Here is an 18,069-nt window from a genome sequence, read left to right on the forward strand (position 1 = left end):
AACTTTGTAAGCAGCGCGTAGCCAGACAGACAAGGCCACGCGATAACGAGAAGCCAGGCGACACAGATTAGAAGCACCTCGATGACCGGTTCGAGACCGGCAAGTGGTCTCTTCGAAGTCACTTCGAAGTTGCAATGAGCGACATCGAAGCGACGTTCAGGCGACATCAAAACGAGGTGCTTTCGATGAAGCGAAGACCTTCAGCATCACGTGCTTCGATCGCTTCACGCGAAGCGACAGACACGCTCTGTTGAACAAAGTGTTGTATGCAGGTCGCAACGTGAATCGAAAACAGGATTTTTCGTGAGTGAACTCTTTTATCGCTCACGAAAAGATGGTACAAACCGTTCTAAATTGATGGTGACATTTATGCTCAACTGGGATGACGAGATCACTGCCGTAACTCCCGCAAGCGCTTCGCAACAGAATGCGTTGCGCAACGCTCCGGAACCGGCCGTCGGAACGCAGGCTGTATCGCGTGCCGCTCATCAGGCTCCCTCGGCTCAGGACATCTTCGCGAACGACATCGCTGTCGCTCCGTATGCTGCGTCCTCCGCCGCTCAGGCAACCGCACCGACCATTCCTGCCGCTGTCCCGGCCGCCGCTTCGGAAGCGCGCGTGAATGTCGCTGACAAGCGCATCATCAACGGCCAGACCGACGTCAACCAGCTGGTGCCGTTCAAATACAAGTGGGCGTGGGAAAAGTATCTGGCGGGTTGCGCGAACCACTGGATGCCGCAGGAAATCAACATGTCCCGCGACATCGCGCTCTGGAAAGACCCGAACGGTCTGACCGAAGACGAGCGGCGCGTCGTCAAACGTAACCTCGGTTTCTTCGTGACGGCGGATTCGCTGGCCGCGAACAACATCGTGCTGGGCACCTACCGCCACATCACGGCGCCCGAATGCCGCCAGTTCCTGCTGCGCCAGGCGTTCGAAGAGGCAATCCACACGCACGCTTACCAGTACATCGTCGAATCGCTCGGTCTCGACGAAGGCGAGATCTTCAACGCGTATCACGAGGTCTCCTCGATCCGCGCGAAAGACGAATTCCTTATTCCGTTCATCCACACGCTGACCGATCCGGCCTTCAAGACCGGCACGCTCGAGGCCGACCAGACGCTGCTCCGGTCGCTGATCGTGTTCGCCTGCGTGATGGAAGGCCTCTTCTTTTATGTCGGCTTCACGCAGATTCTTGCACTAGGCCGCCAGAACAAGATGACTGGCGCGGCGGAGCAGTACCAGTACATCCTGCGCGATGAGTCGATGCACTGCAATTTCGGCATCGACCTCATCAACCAGATCAAACTCGAAAACCCGCATCTGTGGACGGCTGAGTTCCGCGCGGAAATCCGCGAAATCTTCAAGCAGGCTGTCGATCTCGAATATCGCTACGCAGAAGACACCATGCCGCGCGGGGTGCTCGGCCTGAATGCGTCGATGTTCAAGAGCTATCTGCGCTTCATCTGCAACCGTCGTTGCCAGCAGATCGGTCTCGATCCGCTGTTCCCGAACGAGGAAAACCCGTTCCCGTGGATGAGCGAGATGATCGACTTGAAGAAGGAACGCAACTTCTTCGAAACGCGGGTCATTGAATATCAGACAGGCGGCGCGCTCTCCTGGGAATAAACCGGGAGTCGTGTCGTAGACGAAATTGATGGGGATGCCGCCGGCCGCTCACGGCCGTCGGTGGCACATAAGGTTAGGAGCAGGAACGCCTGATGCAAAGCACGCCCGGTGCGCCATGTGCCTTGATGGCCATGGCCCACGACGATGACAGGCACTTTGCGAACCCTTCAGTGGGATGGGCAAACTTCCCCCCGGAAAACGCCGCTGGCCATAGGGCTAGGGGTTCGATCAAGCAATTGCCGGCGTCGGAATCCGACGCCGACCAGATCTGGCGCGCGGTGCTGTATGGCACCGCGCGCCTTACCGCATTCATTAGCGTAAGCGCGCTGCACCTGCGTACGCCGATGAATAGCCCGCTTCGTAGCGCGCGCCCTGAGAAGCGTCCGCGGGAAGCGGGTTTTGACGAAGGGTGTTGTTTGAACTGACTCTCATCTGAAAACCTGAAGGAGAAAATGATGGCAACTGCAAAAAAAGCCGCCGCGAAGAAAGCCCCGGCAAAGAAAGTCGCTGCAAAGAAAGCTGCACCGGCAAAGAAGGCCGCCGTTAAGAAAGTCGCAGTGAAGAAGGTTGCGGCGAAGAAAGTGGCCGTGAAGAAGGTCGCGGCGAAGAAGGTTGCAGCGAAGAAGGCAGCGCCGGCGAAGAAGGTTGCAGCGAAGAAAGTGGCTGCCCGGAAAGTCGCTGTGAAGAAGGTTGCAGCGAAGAAGGCAGCACCGGCGAAGAAGGCCGCTGCGAAGAAGGCGCCTGCGAAGAAGGTTGCAGCGAAGAAGGTTGCCAAGAAGGCAGCACCGGCGAAGAAGGCCGCAGCGAAGAAAGCTGCGCCTGCGAAGAAGGCTGCTGCTAAAAAGGCGCCTGCTAAAAAGGCTGCTGCCAAGAAGGCTGCCCCTGCGAAGAAGGCTGCCGCCAAGAAGGCTGCCCCTGCCAAGAAGGCTGCTCCTGCGAAGAAGGCTGTCTCGAAGAAGGCTGCTCCTGCTCCCGCTGCGACGGCTGCATCGAGCGCACCGGCTGCAACGGTGAAGACCGCGTTGAATCCGGCTGCTGCATGGCCGTTTCCGACCGGCAGCCGTCCGTAAGACGCTGAAGCCGTAATCAGGCACATCGCGATGTGTCCGATGATTGGGTAGAACAGAACCCAATCACCGTCCCGTCACTGGTTTATCGGTGGCGGGATTTTTTTCGTCTGTCCGTTTTGCGGCGTCACTGAAACCCGCTTTCGACGGGCGAAAAAAACGCATGCACCGTCATCATCCTGCATGGGAGCGGGGCATGCGCTGGAGGTCGCCGCTTCGACATCGAATCATGTCTTCGCGGCTCAAGATGGGTTGGCTCAGGGCAGGCGGATCACCTTGATCATCAGTGCGTGACGCGCGTCACGCCGCCGCTTGACAGCAGACGCACGCGTTCGCCCGCGCGGAAGATCTCGCCCGTGGCGCTCTGCGTGATCGCACGCAGGTCGCCGTTGTCGAGCCGCACGGTAATTTCGACGCCGTCGCGAACCGCCGTGCCGTTTTCTACCGCATTGCCGGCCACCGCACCGACCAGGCCGCCGACGATGCCCGTCAGGATCGAACCCGTGCCGCCGCCGATCGTGCTGCCAGCGACCGCCCCGAGTGCGCCACCGCCGATCGCCCCCAGGCCGCTCGGCTGGCCGTTGTTCGAGCTGATCTTCACGGCGCGCACGCTGTCGACGGTGCCGAGGCGCACCGTCTCCTCACGTTGCGCCTGGGACGCCGTGTAGACGTCGGCCGAACTGCTGTTGTACGCGCAGCCTGTCATGACCACCGAGCCCGCGATGATTGTCGCGACTACCAGGCGACTCGTCGTTTTCATGCCCTTCACTCCACTCATTTACGGCAGGTCGTATCCAAACGCCTGCTTGAATCGTTCGTTGATCTGCGCACGCGAAGGCGCGTAGTTCTGCGGACCCTGATGTTCGATCTTGAGCGCGCCCATCAGGCTCGCGAGACGGCCCGTCGTGGCCCAGCCGAGGTTGTTTTCGATGCCGTAGAGCAGGCCGCCGCGGAACGCGTCGCCGCAACCCGTCGGATCCAGCACCTGCTTCGCAGTGACGGCCGGGATGTCTTCGATCTTGCCGGCGTGGTGGATCTGCGCGCCCTGTTCGCCGCGCGTGACGATCAACGCATCGACGCAGCTCGCGATTTCTTCGACTGACCAACCCGTCTTGTCGCTGACGAGCGCAGCTTCGTAATCATTGACTGCCACGTAAGTGGCAAGTTCAATCATGCGCCGCAGCGACGCGCCATCGAAAAGCGGCAGCCCCTGACCCGGATCGAAGATGAACGGCACGCCGGCCGCGGCGAGTTCTTCCGAGTGCTGGATCATGCCGTCGAAGCCATCCGGCGCGACGATGCCGAGCGTGATGCCCTTCGCTTCGCCCGCATGGTTCACGTGCGACTGCATCATCGCGCCCGGGTGGAACGCGGTGATCTGGTTGTTTTCGAGGTCGGTCGTGATCATCGCCTGCGCGGAGTACGTGTCCGGCAGCACGCGCACGTGTTCCGTCGACAGGCCGAGGCTCGCGAAGCGGTCCATGTAAAGCTGTGCGTCGACGGCGCCCATCGTCGCCATGATACGCGCGTCGCCGCCGAGCAGATTCAGCGAATACGCGATGTTGCCGGCGCAGCCGCCGAACTCCCGGCGCATCGTCGGCACGAGGAAGCTCACGTTCAGGATATGAACCTGCTCAGGCAGGATGTGCTCCCGGAAGCGACCCTCGAAGGTCATGATGTTGTCGTAGGCGAGCGAACCGCAAATGAGCGTGGCCAAGGCTAACGTTCCTGTCGATATGGTTGGTAAGCGCCAGGGGGTATCCATGCCCGCACCCCGGCACGAGGCCGGATGTGAAAGCGCCGCGCGGATGCGCGGCGCGGACCCCTGCGCGGCAGGGTTTTACTTCAGCGCGCCGAGCGCTGCGTCGTAGTTCGGCTCGTTCTTGATCTCGCCGACGAGTTCCGCGTGGACGACGGTGTCGTTTTCGTCGATCACGACGACCGCGCGTGCCGTCAGGCCGGTCAGCGGGCCGGTCGTCACGTCGACGCCATACGCCTTCGCGAAGTCATGGCCGCGGAACGTCGAGGCCGTGACCACGTTCTCGATGCCTTCCGTCGTGCAGAAGCGCGTTGCCGCGAACGGCAGGTCGCCCGACACCACGATGACCGTGGTGTTCGAAAGCTTGCCGGCGGCTTCGTTGAACTTGCGCGTCGACGTGGCGCAGGTCGGCGTGTCGAGGCTCGGGACGATGTTGAGCACCTTGCGCCTGCCGGCGAAATCGGCGAGCGTGACGGGCTTCAGATCCTTGCCGACGAGCGAGAAAGCGGGCGCCTTCTGGCCGGCTGACGGGAACGTGCCGCTTACTTCGATCGGGTTACCACCCAGCGTGACTTGACTCATGTTGTGCTCCGGAAATGCGTCATCATTGACGTTAAATGCACCCGGTTCACCGGGCGCGCGAGAGATGCGTGAGGACTGCCTTTACCGCGTCCAGGGGGTCGGCGGCGTCGGCGTCGGGGGCGTCGCGCGATCCGCGAGCGCCGGCGGCGCCGGAAACGTCAGGGGTAAAAAATCTGCACACGGAAATTCGATGCGACGGCGTTGCCGGTATCGAGACGCACGATCATCGTCTGCGTCGCGTGGGCCGGCAGGCCCGCGGCGATCGACGTGCCCGGCGTCACGTAATCCTGCGGCCACAGCACGCGACGGATCACGATGTTGTTCTGCGCGTCGAGCAGCGTGAGTTCGATGGCCGGATACGCCAGCGCGATGCCGAAACGGTTTCGCAGCGGCATTTTCAGTTCGAGCTTGTGCGGGCCGTCCACCTGACGCAGATCGGACGGCTCGACCTGCAGGCCATCGATATCGCGCGGCGGCGCGACGGTGCAGCCGAGCTGCGCGCATGCCCGCGCGTAAAGCGGCTGCGAAGCCGGCCAGTAGACCATCACGGTTTCGCGCTGCCACCACGCAAGTTGCGCGGCCAGCGCGACGAACAGGACAAGGGCGACGAGCAAGCCGAAGAGGGTCCAGCCGATGCGGCGCGGCGCGGCCTCGCGTGTCTCGCGGACGACGGCGAACGGCTCCGCGCCTTCGCCGTGATCGAGCGGCGTGGCAAATGGTGTGGCCGCGGGCGAGGTGAAATGCGGTTCGCTGTCGCGCGTCTCCGGATAGATCGCACCGGCGACCGGCGCGGTGGCGAACGCCGGTTCGGCCGGTTCCTCGATCAGCGATTCGCCCGGGCGCGCGCGCGTTGCGTCGCGGTCATCGGCCGTCTGGCGGCCGTTGAGTGGCTCATGCAGCGGTTCATGCACTGCGGGGAAATCGTGTTCGGGTGCCGCCGCCGAGCCGTTGTGCGCCGCGTGTTCTGCCGCTTCGCGTTCGATGGCGATCTTCAGCTTTGCCATCGCGGATTCGGATAGCGGGCGATACGGGAGATTCTTCGTGCTGTGACGCAGACGGTCGTCGATCAGCGCGTCCGGTGCGGGCGCCCACGGGTTCCAGGCATCGGTGCGGAAGTTCGGTGCGTCGCCGGGGTGCCGATGGGCGTCGTCCTCGAACGTGGGCGCGTGAGGCTCGACCGGCTCCGGCGCTTCGAAAGGGACATGCGGCGCATCCGCCGTGTGCGGCTCGACGGATGCGGCGGGCGATGCGTTCGTCGCCGTTTCCGCGGGTGTTCCGGTGCGCGGAAGCGCGTTCGCGGCGTCGCGTTGGGATTCGGGTTCCTGAACGGGCTCAGGCGCGGGAGCGGAAACGGTTTCCTGTTTCGGGTCAGAACCGGCAATCAATGCCGCCACGACATCGGGGCCGACCGGCGTCGCACGGGTCAGATCGCCGTCGGTGGTCTCGTACAGGCTGCTGGACGCGTCGAAAACTTCGTGACAATGTCCGCAGCGCACAAGTCCGCGTCGCAGCGAAAGATGCGTCGGCTGGAGTCGGAAAACTGTTTCGCAGAAAGGACAGCGCGTCGCCAGGAGCATATTGAGCCGGGAACCCTGAGGGCGTTGAGGTGGACGATACGGCCTATTCTAATGGCTTTCGCGTCGGGTTCCCGTGAGGCAGACCCAACCCTCGTGTTCACGCCAGACGGAGATGTCGATCCAGCGCTCGTAGACGCGCGCCACTTCGTCCGCCTGCCGCGCGAGAATGCCCGACAGCGCAAGGCGGCCGCCCGGTTTGACCTTCGACGCGAGCATCGACGCCATCAGCTTCAGCGGATTCGACAGGATATTCGCGACGACGATATCGAACTCGCCAGCCGGGCACGCATCGGGCAGGCCGTACGTGACTTCCGCGCGGTTGCGCTCGCTGTTCTGACGGGCCGATTCGACCGCCTGTGGATCGATATCGATGCCGAATACCGGGTTTGCGCCGCACTTCTTCGCAAGGATCGCGAGAATGCCGGAGCCGCAGCCGTAATCGAGCACGGATTGATCCGGCTGAACGTTCTGCTCGAGCCATTCCATGCAAAGACGCGTCGTCGGATGGCTGCCGGTGCCGAATGCGAGGCCTGGATCGAGTTCGAGCACGAGCGCGTCGGGGTCCGGCGCATCGTGCCAGGACGGCACGACCCAGATCCGCTCGCCAACCGGAATCGGGTCGAACTGCGACTGCGTGAGCCGCACCCAGTCCTGATCCTCGACGTCGCGCACCGTGAATGACGGCGTCGCGGCGAGACCCAGCTGGTTCGACGCGGCGGCGAGCAGCACGGCCGGGTCGTGCTCCGCCGCGAGCAGCGCGATCACGCGCGAGCGCTGCCACGCGGTGCGTTCAGGCGTGAGACCGGGCTCGCCGAAAAGCGGCTGCTCGTCGGGCGTGTCGGCGTCCGCGTCTTCGACCGACACGGACAGCGCGCCCAGTTCGAGCAGCGCGTCGGAGAGATCCTCCGCGTGCTCGCGTTCCAGCTCGACGATCAGTTCCCGGTAACTCATTGCTTACGCTTCTTCCGGTGCGGCCTGCAGCTTCGCGGCCAGCCGGTTTTCGAGGTAATGAATGCTCGTGCCGCCCTCGACGAACTTCGCGTCGAGCATCAGCTCGCGATGCAGCGGGATGTTGGTCTGGATGCCCTCGACCACCATTTCCGACAGCGCGATGCGCATGCGCCTGATCGCCTGGTCGCGGGTCGCGCCGTAGGCGATCAGCTTGCCGATCATCGAATCATAGTTCGGCGGCACGAAATAGCCGTTGTACGCATGCGAATCGACGCGGATGCCCGGGCCGCCCGGCATATGCCAGGAGGTGAGGCGCCCCGGCGACGGGATGAACTTGAACGGGTCTTCCGCGTTGATCCGGCATTCGATCGCGTGACCGCGGAACTGGACGTCGCGCTGACGCAGCGCGAGCTTCTCGCCGGCGGCGATGCGGATCTGTTCCTGCACGATGTCGACACCCGTGATCAGCTCGGTCACCGGATGCTCGACTTGCACGCGCGTGTTCATTTCGATGAAGTAGAACTCGCCGTTTTCATACAGGAATTCGAACGTGCCCGCACCGAGGTAGCCCATCTTCTTGCAGGCGTCCGCGCAACGGTCGCCAATGCGCTCGATCAGGCGGCGCGCGATGCCCGGCGCCGGCGCTTCCTCGATCACCTTCTGGTGGCGACGCTGCATCGAGCAGTCGCGCTCGCCGAGCCAGATCGCGTTCTTGAACGAGTCGGACAAGACCTGGATTTCGATGTGCCGCGGGTTCTCCAGGAATTTCTCCATGTAGACCTGCGGGTTGCCGAACGCACGGCCCGCTTCTTCGCGCGTCATGTTGACCGCGTTCACGAGCGCCGCTTCGGTGTGGACGACGCGCATGCCGCGCCCGCCGCCGCCGCCCGCCGCCTTGATGATCACCGGATAGCCGACCGCGCGTGCAATTTTCACGATCTCCTTCGGATCTTCCGGCAACGCGCCTTCAGAACCGGGGACGCACGGCACGCCGGTCTTGATCATCGTCTGCTTGGCCGAGACCTTGTCGCCCATCAGACGGATCGTTTCCGGACGCGGGCCGATGAACACGAAGCCCGACTGCTCGACGCGTTCCGCGAAGTCCGCGTTTTCCGACAGGAAGCCGTAGCCGGGGTGAATCGCTTCGGCGTCGGTGACTTCGGCCGCGCTGATGAGCGCCGGCATGTTCAGGTAGCTCAGGTTCGAAGGCGCCGGGCCGATACAGACCGCTTCATCGGCGAGCTTGACGTACTTGGCTTCCTTGTCGGCTTCCGAATAGACGACGACCGTCTTGACGCCGAGTTCGCGGCACGCACGCTGGATACGGAGTGCGATTTCGCCGCGATTGGCAATGAGGATTTTTTCAAACATAGCGGATTTTCGACTCATCAATGGGCGCCGCGGCATGGGTTGACCACGACCCGGCGGCTGCCTCAGAGGATCGGTTGCGCACGCGGTAGAGGCGCGCGCCGACGGCTGTTACGGAAAACGCGCCGGTTTAGCCGACCACGAAGAGCGGCTGGCCGTATTCGACCGCCTGGCCGTTCTCGACGAGGATTTCCTTGATCACGCCCGACTGGTCGGATTCGATTTCGTTCAGCAGCTTCATCGCTTCGATGATGCAGATCGTCTGGCCTTCCTTCACCGTGTCGCCCACCTGGACGAACGGATCGGAGCCCGGCGACGGCGCGCGGTAGAACGTGCCGACCATCGGCGACGTCACCACGTGGCCTTGCGGCGCGGCCGGAGCCGGCGTGGCCGGTGCGCCCACGGCAGGCGCGTCGGGCGCCGCGCCCTGGAACGGCACCGGGCCGGCGTATTGCGGCGCGTACGAAGTGGAGGGCTGCACGTAAACCGGCGGCGCATTCTTGACGATGCGAACCTTGCCTTCGCCCTCGGTCACTTCCAGTTCCGAAATACCGGACTCGGAAACGAGGTCGATCAGAGTCTTGAGTTTACGTAGATCCATTGGGCATCCCCTTTCAATGCGTGAAGTGCCGGCGTTCGATGACGTCCGGCGCTGAACTGGTTGTATTTGAGTCAGCCGCGCGCCGCGCCGGACTGCCCGGCGGACAGCCGGTCGAGTGCGAATTCGAGTGCGTACAGATATCCCTTCCAGCCAAGGCCGCAGATGACGCCTTCGGCCTGGTCGGAGAAATACGAGTGATGCCGGAACGGTTCACGACGATGCACGTTCGACAGATGAATCTCGACGAACGGGATGCCGACCCCCGCCAGTGCGTCCCGAATAGCCACGCTGGTGTGCGTGTACGCGGCGGGATTGATCAGAATGAAATCGGTTTGACTGGTTCGTGCCGCGTGGATCCGCTCGACGATCGCGCCTTCGTGATTGCTCTGGAAGGTCGCGAGTTCGACGCCGGCGTCGGCGGCACGGTCAGCCAGCGCCTGATCGATCTGCGGTAAGGTCACGTGCCCATAGACCTCGGGTTCCCGGGTGCCGAGAAGGTTGAGGTTGGGGCCGTGCAGCACCAGCAGTCGCGTCATGGTCGCTTCTATTTCCGTGGAATTGCGCGAACTTTAGCGCTGATTAGAGAAACTTGTCTAGTTTCGCAGGGCGTTCGCGCCGTTCCGGGCCGGGGTCGCCCGCGACGGCCATCGCGATTTCGTGGCAATTTCGTCTAATTTTCGCGTAAAACGACGCGTTCTGGGCATATTCGGCGCATTTCGCGAATATGCACTTAAAGCGCGTCGAGCGTGCGTTTCAGTTCGGCCGGCTGGATTTCGCCCAGTTTTGTCGAAAGAACGTTGCCTTTGGCGTCAATAACCACCGTATACGGAAGCCCGCCCGCGTTGTTCCCAAACTCGCGCGCGAGGTCCGCGCCGCCGAAGCCGGTGACGAAAACCGGGTAGTCGACCTTCACCTTCTGCAGGAAAGTCTTCACGTTCTTTTCGGAATCCACGCCGAGGCCGATGAACTGGATGCCCTTCTTCGCGTAATCGCGATGGAGTTGCGCGAGCGCAGGCATTTCCTCGACACACGGTCCGCACCAGGACGCCCAGAAGTTCACGACGACCGGATGGCCCTTGAACATCGAAAGCGATTGCGGCTTGCCGTCCGCGCTGGTGACGTTTTGTGCCCAGAGCGCGTTCACGGCGTCCTGCGGCCTCGCCGCCGCCGTGGCGCCGGGCTGTGCCGATTGCGCCGCCTGCGTCGAGTCGCCATTGAGGAACCAGTAGCCGGCCGCGGCGCCGCCGCCCGCTGCCACAACTGCTACTGCCAGTGCTGCCAGAATCCGCTTCATTGTCGTGGGTCTGCTCAGGTAGTGGATGAAGTAATGGAAGAAGTCGCCGCCGGCACAGCCTACGCCGCCGAAGCCGTCGCGCTGCTTTCCGCGAGCAGCGCCTGCACCGCCTGCCGGTTCGCGCGCGCCGTGCGGCCGCGCGCGTCGGCGCGCACCGCGCCGCGCAGGTCGTCCGAATCATAAAGCGCGACGTGGATGCCAACCGGCTCCGCTTCGCGCCGCTCGTTCGCCGGACGCCACAGGAAGCTGAGCGTCTCGACGTAGCCGCGCCCGGCAAAGTGGCGCGTCTCCGAGACGTCGTACTGGATGTTGGCGTTGAGCAGATAGATGGCGACTTCCTTCGGGTTGTCGCAGAACGCCTGCAGATGCACGTCCGAATGCCCGCCTGCGGTTCCGCCGAGCACCGCACCCGTCAGATACGGATTGAACGACGCGAGGCGATCCATCCATTCGAGCGCGGCTTCGCGCAGCCGCCGCAGAACCGCCGGCTGGCTGTCGCCCTGGAAAAGCGACTGGTACTCGCGGATTTCTTCTTCTATCTGGTCGTTATCGGGAAGCCATTCGCCGGCAACACGCGTTTCCCCAACGACCTGCCGCGCAGCCTTGCGTTTGGCCGTCGAATAATCCAGCCCGTCTTCGGCGATCATTCTTGCAGCCGCGATGGCGATTTCCTCACGCACGCGCTGCGGATCGAAATGTGATTTGCGAACCATCTCACAATCATACTAGAGAATATATGACGGCCTTGACGGCCACCTGGACCGATACCGCCGCGCGGCTGCAAGAGGGGCGTCGGTTACAATAGCGTCCCTTGCGGACGATCGTGAAAGAGCGTCCTGCGCACTCATCTCCCACGCAAAAAGTACGCCCGCGCGGCACGACAGGCTTATGCACATCCACATCCTCGGCATCTGCGGCACGTTCATGGGCGGTCTAGCCGCGCTCGCACGCGGCGCGGGCCACAAGGTGACCGGCTGTGACGCCGGCGTCTATCCGCCGATGAGCACGCAGCTCGAAGCGCTGGGCATCGATCTGATCGAAGGATACGGCGCGGAGCAGGTCGACCTGCAACCGGACCTGTTCGTGATCGGCAACGTCGTTTCGCGTGGCAATCCGCTGATGGAAGCGATCCTCGATCGCGGCCTGCCGTATACGTCCGGTCCGCAATGGCTGGGCGAGCATGTGCTGAACGGCAAATGGGTGCTGGCCGTGGCGGGCACGCACGGCAAGACGACCACGTCGTCGATGCTGACCTGGCTGCTCGAGGACGCCGGCATGAACCCGGGCTTTCTGATCGGCGGCGTGCCGCTGAACTTCGGCGTGTCGGCGCGGCTGACGGATTCGAGTTTCTTCGTGATCGAGGCCGACGAGTACGACACCGCGTTCTTCGACAAGCGCTCGAAGTTCGTTCACTACCGGCCGAAAACCGCGATCCTGAACAACCTCGAATTCGATCACGCGGATATCTTCCCCGATCTTGCCGCGATCGAAACGCAGTTCCACCATCTCGTGCGCACGGTGCCGGGCATCGGCCGGATTGTGACGAACGGTCGTGAGGATGCGCTCGAACGTGTGCTCACGCGTGGTTGCTGGAGCGAAGTGGAGCGCTTTGGCGTCGAGGGCGGCTGGCAGGCGCTGCCCGCCGAGGAAGGCGTCGCCGTCGACGAACGTTTCGCGGTTTATCACAACGGTGTACGCGCGGGCGTCGTCGACTGGATGGTGCAGGGCGACCACAACCGCATGAACGCGATCGCCGCGATCGCCGCCGCGCGCCACATCGGCGTGCCGCCGGCGCAGGCCGCGCGTTCGCTCGCGACGTTTCGCAACGTGAAGCGGCGCATGGAAGTGCGTGGCAGCGTCGATGGCGTGACGGTCTACGACGACTTCGCGCACCATCCGACCGCGATCGAGACGACGGTTGCCGGGCTGCGCACGCGCGTTGGCCGCGAGCATACGCGGATTCTCGCGGTGCTGGAGCCGCGCTCGAACACGATGAAGCTCGGCGTCATGAAGGCGCAATTGCCGGCGAGCCTCGCCGACGCGGATCTGGTGTTCGGCTACGGCGCGCCGTCCGGCCGCGACGCGCTCGGCTGGGATCTCGCCGACGCGCTCGCGCCGCTCGGCGACAAGGCGCAGGCGTTCAACAATATCGATGCGCTGGTCAAGGCCGTCGCCGCGGTGGCCCAGCCGGGCGACCAGGTGCTCGTGATGAGCAACGGCGGTTTTGGCGGCGTGCATCAGAAGCTGCTCGATGCGCTGTCGGCGCGTCCCGAGCGGACAGCGCCATCAGCGCAAGCCGCGGCCGGCGGGCAGCGGGGCGCGGCGTGATTCTCTATCTGCACGGCTTCCGTTCGTCGCCGGATTCGTTCAAGGCGCGCGTGATGGCGGCGCGTCTCGCCGAACTCGGGCGCAGCGACGAATGGTGCTGTCCGATGCTGCCGGTCTCGCCGCTCGAAGCGGTGACGCTGGCGGAGTCGCTCGTGCCGGGCGCGCGGAACGTGACCGTGGTCGGCAGTTCGCTCGGCGGCTTTTTCGCGACGTATCTCGCCGAAAAGCACGGCTGGCCGGCCGTGCTGCTCAACCCGGCGATCGTGCCGCAGCGCGACCTGAGCCACTATCTCGGCGAACAGCCGCTGTGGCACGGCGGCGGCAGTATCGTCGTCGAGCCGCATCATCTGGATGAATTGCGCTCGCTCGGGGTCGCGTCGGTCACGCGTCCCGAACGCTATTATCTGATTGCCGCGACGGGCGACGAAGTGCTCGATTACCGCGAAATGCTTGCGCACTATCCCGGCGCGAGAACCACACTGATAGAAGGCAGTGACCACGCGATCAGCGAGTTTCCCCACTATGTCGACGAGGTGCTCGCATTTTGCGACGCGCCGCCGCCGGCGCCGCGCGAGGCGGCATGATTTCCTGATCCACGGGCGCCTTTCGCGCAGCGAAGCGTGAAGCGCGAGCCGCGGATCACCACCACGAACATGAAGCCGGACGCGCGGGCGCGATGCGTGTCGACCGGTCGAAGTCTGAACGAGAGTACTGAGTGAACGTTTTCTTTGAGGAATCGGGCAGTTTCAAGGCGGGCAGCGTGCTGTCGCGTCAGGGCGACGCGTTTCAGGTCGAGTTGCCGGGCGGCCGGCGCGCGAAGGTGCGCGCGAAGGACGTCCTGATCGAATTCGACAAGCCGGCCGCCGGCGAACTGATGCATCAGGCCGACGCCGCCGCGCAGGAAATCGATCTCGATTTCCTGTGGGAATGCGCGCCGGAAGAAGAATTTGCCTTCGCCGCGCTCGCGAAGGAGTACTACGGCGAGACGTTCGGCGCGATCGAGCGCGCCGCGCTCGTGCTGCGCATGCACGGCGCGCCGGTGTACTTTCGCCGCAAGGGGCGCGGGCAATATCAGCGCGCGCCGCAGGAGCAGTTGCAGATGGCGCTGGCCGGTCTCGAGCGCAAGCGTCAGCAGGCGCTGGTGCAGGCCGGTCTCGAGGACGAACTGAAGGCGGGGCGTCTGCCGGAATCGCTTGCGGGCAAGGCGCTGGGTCTGCTGACGAAACCCGACAAGAACACGATCGAATACAAGGCGCTCGAAGCCGCGGCGGCGGCGCGCGGCATTTCGATGGCGCGCCTGATGCTCGACTGCGGCGGCATTCCGTCGGCGCGCGCGCTGCACGAGGCGCGCTTTCTCTCCGAGTTTTTCCCGCACGGCACCGGTTTTCCGCCCGTCACCGTCGGCGCGGTGCCCGACGACCTGCCGGAAGCCGAAGTCGAGGCGTTCTCGATCGACGACATCACCACCACCGAAATCGACGATGCGTTTTCGGTCGAGCGTCTGGCCGATGGCCGCGTGCGCATTGGTGTACACATCGCGGCGCCGGCGCTCGGCATCGAGCGCGGCGACGCGGTCGATGCGATCGCGCGCGGGCGTCTGTCGACCGTCTACATGCCGGGCGACAAGATCACGATGCTGCCCGACGGCGTCGTCGAGGCGTTCACGCTGAAGGAAGGCGGATTGCGTCCGGCGTTGTCGCTGTATGTGATCGTGAATCGCGAGACGCAGGATATCGTCGCGAGCGAGACGCGCGCCGAGCGCGTGTTCGTGAAAAGCAACCTGCGGCACAACACGCTCGATGAACTCGTCACCGAGGAGTCGCTTGCCGCGGGCACGGGCGAGTATCCGCACAAGGAGGACATCGCGGTGCTCTGGCCGTTCGCGCAGGCGTTGTTCGAAAAGCGCCAGCAGGCGCGCGCCGGCTATGGGCTGAAGCGCGAGGTGCAGCGCAATACCGACTTCAACTTCTACGTGGAAGGCGAGCACGTCACGATCACGCCGCGCCGTCGCGGTTCGCCGCTGGATACGATCGTCGCCGAACTGGCGATTCTCGCGAATTCGTCGTGGGGCGCGTTCCTGCACGACCACGGCGTGCCGGGCATCTATCGCTCGCAGCGTGCGTTCGGCGCGCCGAGCGGCCCGAAGCGCACGCGCATGCAGACCTCCGCCGCGCCGCACGAAGGGCTCGGCGTCGCGCAGTATGCGTGGAGCACGTCGCCGCTGCGCCGTTACGTCGACCTTGTGAACCAGTGGCAACTGCTCGCGTGCGTGCAGCACGGTGTGACCGCGAAGCTCGCCGCGCCGTTCAAGCCGAAGGACGCCGATCTGTTCGCCGTCGTGCAGGGTTTCGACGACACGTACACCGCGTACGCCGATCACCAGCGCCGGATGGAGTACTTCTGGTGTCTGCGCTGGCTGCGTCAGGAAGGAAAGAAGCAGGTGGTGGCGTCGGTGGTGAAGGGCGACCTCGTGCGCCTCGAGGAAATCCCGCTGCTGCTGCACGTGCCGGGGCTTGGCGTGCATGCGCGCGGCACGAGGCTGCTGATGGAAGTGATGTCGCTCGATGAGCTGACGGTCGAGGCGTCGGTGCGTCTCCTGCACGTGCTCGATGCGCCGCAGGTGACGAGCGGCGCCGACACCGCCGAAGCCGACGAGGCCGATGAAGGTGAAGAGGAACTGATCGACGCCGCCGACGATTCCGCGGAAAGCGAAGCTGAAGCGCAGGCCGAAGCCGACGACGCGGACAGCGCGGACGATGGAGAACGCGTCGAAGGCGAAGACGAGGGTGCGGGCGATGCGGCCGCATCGTCAGAACAGCAGATAACGGAGCCCGGACGATGAGCGCCGACGTGAACGTACACGCCAATGTGGGCGCGGCACGCGACCGGTACGCGGTGATCGGCAATCCGGTTGCGCACAGCAAGTCGCCGTACATCCACGCGCGGTTTGCCGTGCAGACGGGCGAGCCGGTCGAGTACACCCATCTGCTCGCGCCGGTCGACGGCTTCATGCCACACGTGCGCGCGTTCATCGAGGCGGGTGGCCGGGGCCTGAACGTGACCGTGCCGTTCAAGCTCGAGGCGCACGCGCTCGCTGACAGGCTGTCGCCGCGCGCCGCCGCGGCTGGCGCCGTGAACACGCTGAGTTTCCGCGAAGACGGCATCCATGGCGACAACACCGACGGCGTCGGCCTCGTGCGTGATATCGAGGTGAACCTGGGCGTCGCGCTGAAGGGGGCGCGCATTCTGCTGCTGGGCGCGGGCGGGGCCGCACGCGGCGTCGTGCTGCCGATGCTCGACCGGTTGCCGCAGACGCTGACGATCGTCAACCGCACGTCGGCGAAGGCCGACGAGCTGGTTGCGCAGTTCGCCGCGGCCGCGCGGGACGTCGACTGCGAGCTGACGGGTGGCAGCGCGAGCGCGATCCAGGCGCACATGTACGACGTGATCGTGAACGCGACCGCGGGCAGCCTCGACGCCGCGCTTCCCGAGTGTGACGACGTGGCGTTCGGTGCCGGCACGCTTGCCTACGACATGATGTACAGCGCGCAGCCGACCGTATTCATGCGGCACGCGCAGGCGCTGGGTGCGCGCGCGGCGGACGGGCTCGGCATGCTGGTCGAGCAGGCGGCGGAGTCGTTCTACATCTGGCGCGGCGTGCGCCCGGACGGCGCGCCGGTGCTGGCTGAACTGCGCGCCATGGCGAAAACGCCGGCGGCCTGATTTCGGCGGCGTGCGTTTCGATATCAATCGAGCGGGGGACTTTCGACGATGACAGGAGCGAGGCGCGCGAGCCGGCCGGGCATGGTGCGATGGGTGTTCTATGTGCTGGTGGTGTTCGTGTGCGCGTGGCTTGCTACGCAGGTTTATTACTTTGCGCAGATCGCGATCTGGAACGTCGTCAATCCGCAGTCGACCGCATTCATGCGTTCGGATGCCTGGCGACTTTCGCAGGACCGGCCGGACCTTTCGATCCAGCACACGTGGGTACCGTACGACCAGATTTCGCGGAGCCTGAAGCGGGCGATCATTGCTTCCGAGGATGCGAACTTCGTCAATAACAACGGCTACGAGACGGACGCGATTCTTCAGGCGTGGGAGAAGAACAAGGCGCGCGGGAAGATCGTGGCGGGCGGTTCGACGATTACGCAGCAACTGGCGCGCAACCTGTTCCTTTCGCGTGAGAAGAGTTATATCCGCAAGGGGCAGGAGCTGATTATCACGTGGATGCTCGAGACGCTGATGGACAAGGAGCGGATCTTCGAGATCTATCTGAACTCTGTCGAGTGGGGCAATGGGGTTTATGGCGCTGAGGCTGCAGCGCGGTATTACTACAAGACTTCCGCGATGAAGCTGTCGGGTGGGCAGTCGGCGCGGCTGGCTGTGATGCTGCCGCGGCCGAAGTATTTCGACGAACATCGAGGATCAGGGTATCTGGCCCAGCGGGCCCGGGTGATTGCCCGGCGGATGGGGGCGGCTGAATTACCCGATTGAGGGCTTCTTGCGGCGCCTGTTTTTCTGGGTTTTTTGTTGTTCTGGCTCTTTGGTCTTTCCTTGTGTTCGTTTTGGTCTGTTTGTGTTGCCCCTTTGGCGGGGCGGCATTTCGGGTTTTTCGTGCCGGAGCTGGGGGTTTTGTTGTTCTGGCTTTTTGGCCTTTCCTTGCATTCACGTCGGTCTATTAGCGTCGCCCCTGTGCGGGGCGGCACCTACTTTTCTTTGTCTTCCAAAGAAAAGTAGGCAAAAGAAAGGCGCTCCGAAAACTTACCCCTTCCCAGTGTGTCACCCGCGGGGAATGGCAACCCACGAAGTGTCGCCCCCACACTTCAGCGGGCATCGGTCCCCGCGCGATTCCTTCCCGCGCGCATTCAACGCCCGTGACAAAGCCGTCATCCACCCGACTCCGCGCTACGCGC

The 18,069-nt window shown here is 64.0% G+C and carries 18 protein-coding genes; 8 read left to right on the forward strand and 10 right to left on the reverse strand.

Annotated features, from left to right (window positions below; translation table 11 throughout):
- Positions 1-369: 369 nt before the first annotated feature.
- From BLV45_RS26115 to BLV45_RS26125, 3 genes are all read left to right on the forward strand, one after another.
- Complete coding sequence (locus BLV45_RS26115) at positions 370-1,629, forward strand: ribonucleotide-diphosphate reductase subunit beta (RefSeq protein ID WP_090538153.1); 1,260 nt, start codon at positions 370-372, stop codon at positions 1,627-1,629.
- A 92-nt stretch (positions 1,630-1,721) separates the two neighbouring features.
- Complete coding sequence (locus BLV45_RS26120) at positions 1,722-2,054, forward strand: hypothetical protein (RefSeq protein WP_090538117.1); 333 nt, start codon at positions 1,722-1,724, stop codon at positions 2,052-2,054.
- Between the two features lie 30 nt (positions 2,055-2,084).
- Complete coding sequence (locus BLV45_RS26125) at positions 2,085-2,699, forward strand: histone H1-like DNA-binding protein (RefSeq protein ID WP_090538119.1); 615 nt, start codon at positions 2,085-2,087, stop codon at positions 2,697-2,699.
- 280 nt (positions 2,700-2,979) lie between these two features.
- On the opposite strand, the gene BLV45_RS26130 is transcribed toward BLV45_RS26125, so the two are convergent.
- From BLV45_RS26130 to BLV45_RS26175, 10 genes are all read right to left on the reverse strand, one after another.
- A complete protein-coding gene (locus BLV45_RS26130) occupies positions 2,980-3,456 on the reverse strand; it encodes an outer membrane lipoprotein (RefSeq protein ID WP_090538155.1) in 477 nt (158 codons plus the stop codon).
- 18 nt (positions 3,457-3,474) lie between these two features.
- Complete coding sequence (locus tag BLV45_RS26135) at positions 3,475-4,413, reverse strand: carbohydrate kinase family protein (RefSeq protein WP_090538121.1); 939 nt, start codon at positions 4,411-4,413, stop codon at positions 3,475-3,477.
- Between the two features lie 123 nt (positions 4,414-4,536).
- Positions 4,537-5,037: a thiol peroxidase gene (tpx, locus tag BLV45_RS26140; protein ID WP_090538123.1), complete on the reverse strand. Its 501-nt coding sequence runs from the start codon at positions 5,035-5,037 to the stop codon at positions 4,537-4,539.
- 158 nt (positions 5,038-5,195) lie between these two features.
- On the reverse strand, positions 5,196-6,614 hold the full coding sequence (locus BLV45_RS26145; protein ID WP_090538125.1) for a DUF3426 domain-containing protein: 1,419 nt from the start codon (positions 6,612-6,614) through the stop codon (positions 5,196-5,198).
- A gap of 48 nt (positions 6,615-6,662) precedes the next feature.
- Positions 6,663-7,565 carry a 50S ribosomal protein L11 methyltransferase gene (gene prmA, locus BLV45_RS26150; protein WP_090538127.1) on the reverse strand — a complete coding sequence of 301 codons (903 nt, stop codon included), beginning with the start codon at positions 7,563-7,565 and terminating at the stop codon, positions 6,663-6,665.
- 3 nt (positions 7,566-7,568) lie between these two features.
- The gene (gene accC / locus BLV45_RS26155; RefSeq protein ID WP_090538129.1) at positions 7,569-8,936 is read right to left on the reverse strand and encodes an acetyl-CoA carboxylase biotin carboxylase subunit; all 1,368 of its coding nucleotides are present in this window, start codon (positions 8,934-8,936) and stop codon (positions 7,569-7,571) included.
- A 127-nt stretch (positions 8,937-9,063) separates the two neighbouring features.
- On the reverse strand, positions 9,064-9,534 hold the full coding sequence (gene accB, locus BLV45_RS26160) for an acetyl-CoA carboxylase biotin carboxyl carrier protein (RefSeq protein ID WP_090538133.1): 471 nt from the start codon (positions 9,532-9,534) through the stop codon (positions 9,064-9,066).
- 71 nt (positions 9,535-9,605) lie between these two features.
- Complete coding sequence (gene aroQ, locus BLV45_RS26165) at positions 9,606-10,070, reverse strand: type II 3-dehydroquinate dehydratase (protein ID WP_090538136.1); 465 nt, start codon at positions 10,068-10,070, stop codon at positions 9,606-9,608.
- 194 nt (positions 10,071-10,264) lie between these two features.
- Positions 10,265-10,828 carry a TlpA family protein disulfide reductase gene (locus BLV45_RS26170; RefSeq protein ID WP_090538138.1) on the reverse strand — a complete coding sequence of 188 codons (564 nt, stop codon included), beginning with the start codon at positions 10,826-10,828 and terminating at the stop codon, positions 10,265-10,267.
- Positions 10,829-10,887: 59 nt separating this feature from the next.
- Entirely contained in the window at positions 10,888-11,541 is a 654-nt protein-coding gene (locus tag BLV45_RS26175) for a UDP-N-acetylmuramate--alanine ligase (RefSeq protein WP_090538140.1), read from the reverse strand.
- A gap of 175 nt (positions 11,542-11,716) precedes the next feature.
- Here BLV45_RS26175 and mpl point away from each other — a divergent pair, with 175 nt between their 5' ends.
- From mpl to mtgA, 5 genes are all read left to right on the forward strand, one after another.
- Positions 11,717-13,156, forward strand: coding sequence for a UDP-N-acetylmuramate:L-alanyl-gamma-D-glutamyl-meso-diaminopimelate ligase (gene mpl / locus BLV45_RS26180; protein WP_090538141.1), 1,440 nt, complete (start codon positions 11,717-11,719; stop codon positions 13,154-13,156).
- Complete coding sequence (locus BLV45_RS26185) at positions 13,153-13,740, forward strand: YqiA/YcfP family alpha/beta fold hydrolase (protein ID WP_090538143.1); 588 nt, start codon at positions 13,153-13,155, stop codon at positions 13,738-13,740. Before mpl ends, BLV45_RS26185 begins: the two co-directional genes overlap by 4 nt.
- 131 nt (positions 13,741-13,871) lie before the next feature.
- Positions 13,872-15,998 (forward strand): ribonuclease catalytic domain-containing protein, encoded by a 2,127-nt coding sequence (locus BLV45_RS26190; protein WP_090538145.1) that lies wholly within the window; start codon positions 13,872-13,874, stop codon positions 15,996-15,998.
- The gene (gene aroE / locus BLV45_RS26195) at positions 15,995-16,879 is read left to right on the forward strand and encodes a shikimate dehydrogenase (RefSeq protein ID WP_090538147.1); all 885 of its coding nucleotides are present in this window, start codon (positions 15,995-15,997) and stop codon (positions 16,877-16,879) included. Before BLV45_RS26190 ends, aroE begins: the two co-directional genes overlap by 4 nt.
- Before the next feature lie 48 nt (positions 16,880-16,927).
- Complete coding sequence (gene mtgA / locus BLV45_RS26200) at positions 16,928-17,650, forward strand: monofunctional biosynthetic peptidoglycan transglycosylase (RefSeq protein ID WP_090538149.1); 723 nt, start codon at positions 16,928-16,930, stop codon at positions 17,648-17,650.
- Positions 17,651-18,069 lie beyond the last annotated feature (419 nt).

The organism is Paraburkholderia sartisoli, assembly GCF_900107685.1.
Classification (GTDB): domain Bacteria; phylum Pseudomonadota; class Gammaproteobacteria; order Burkholderiales; family Burkholderiaceae; genus Paraburkholderia; species Paraburkholderia sartisoli.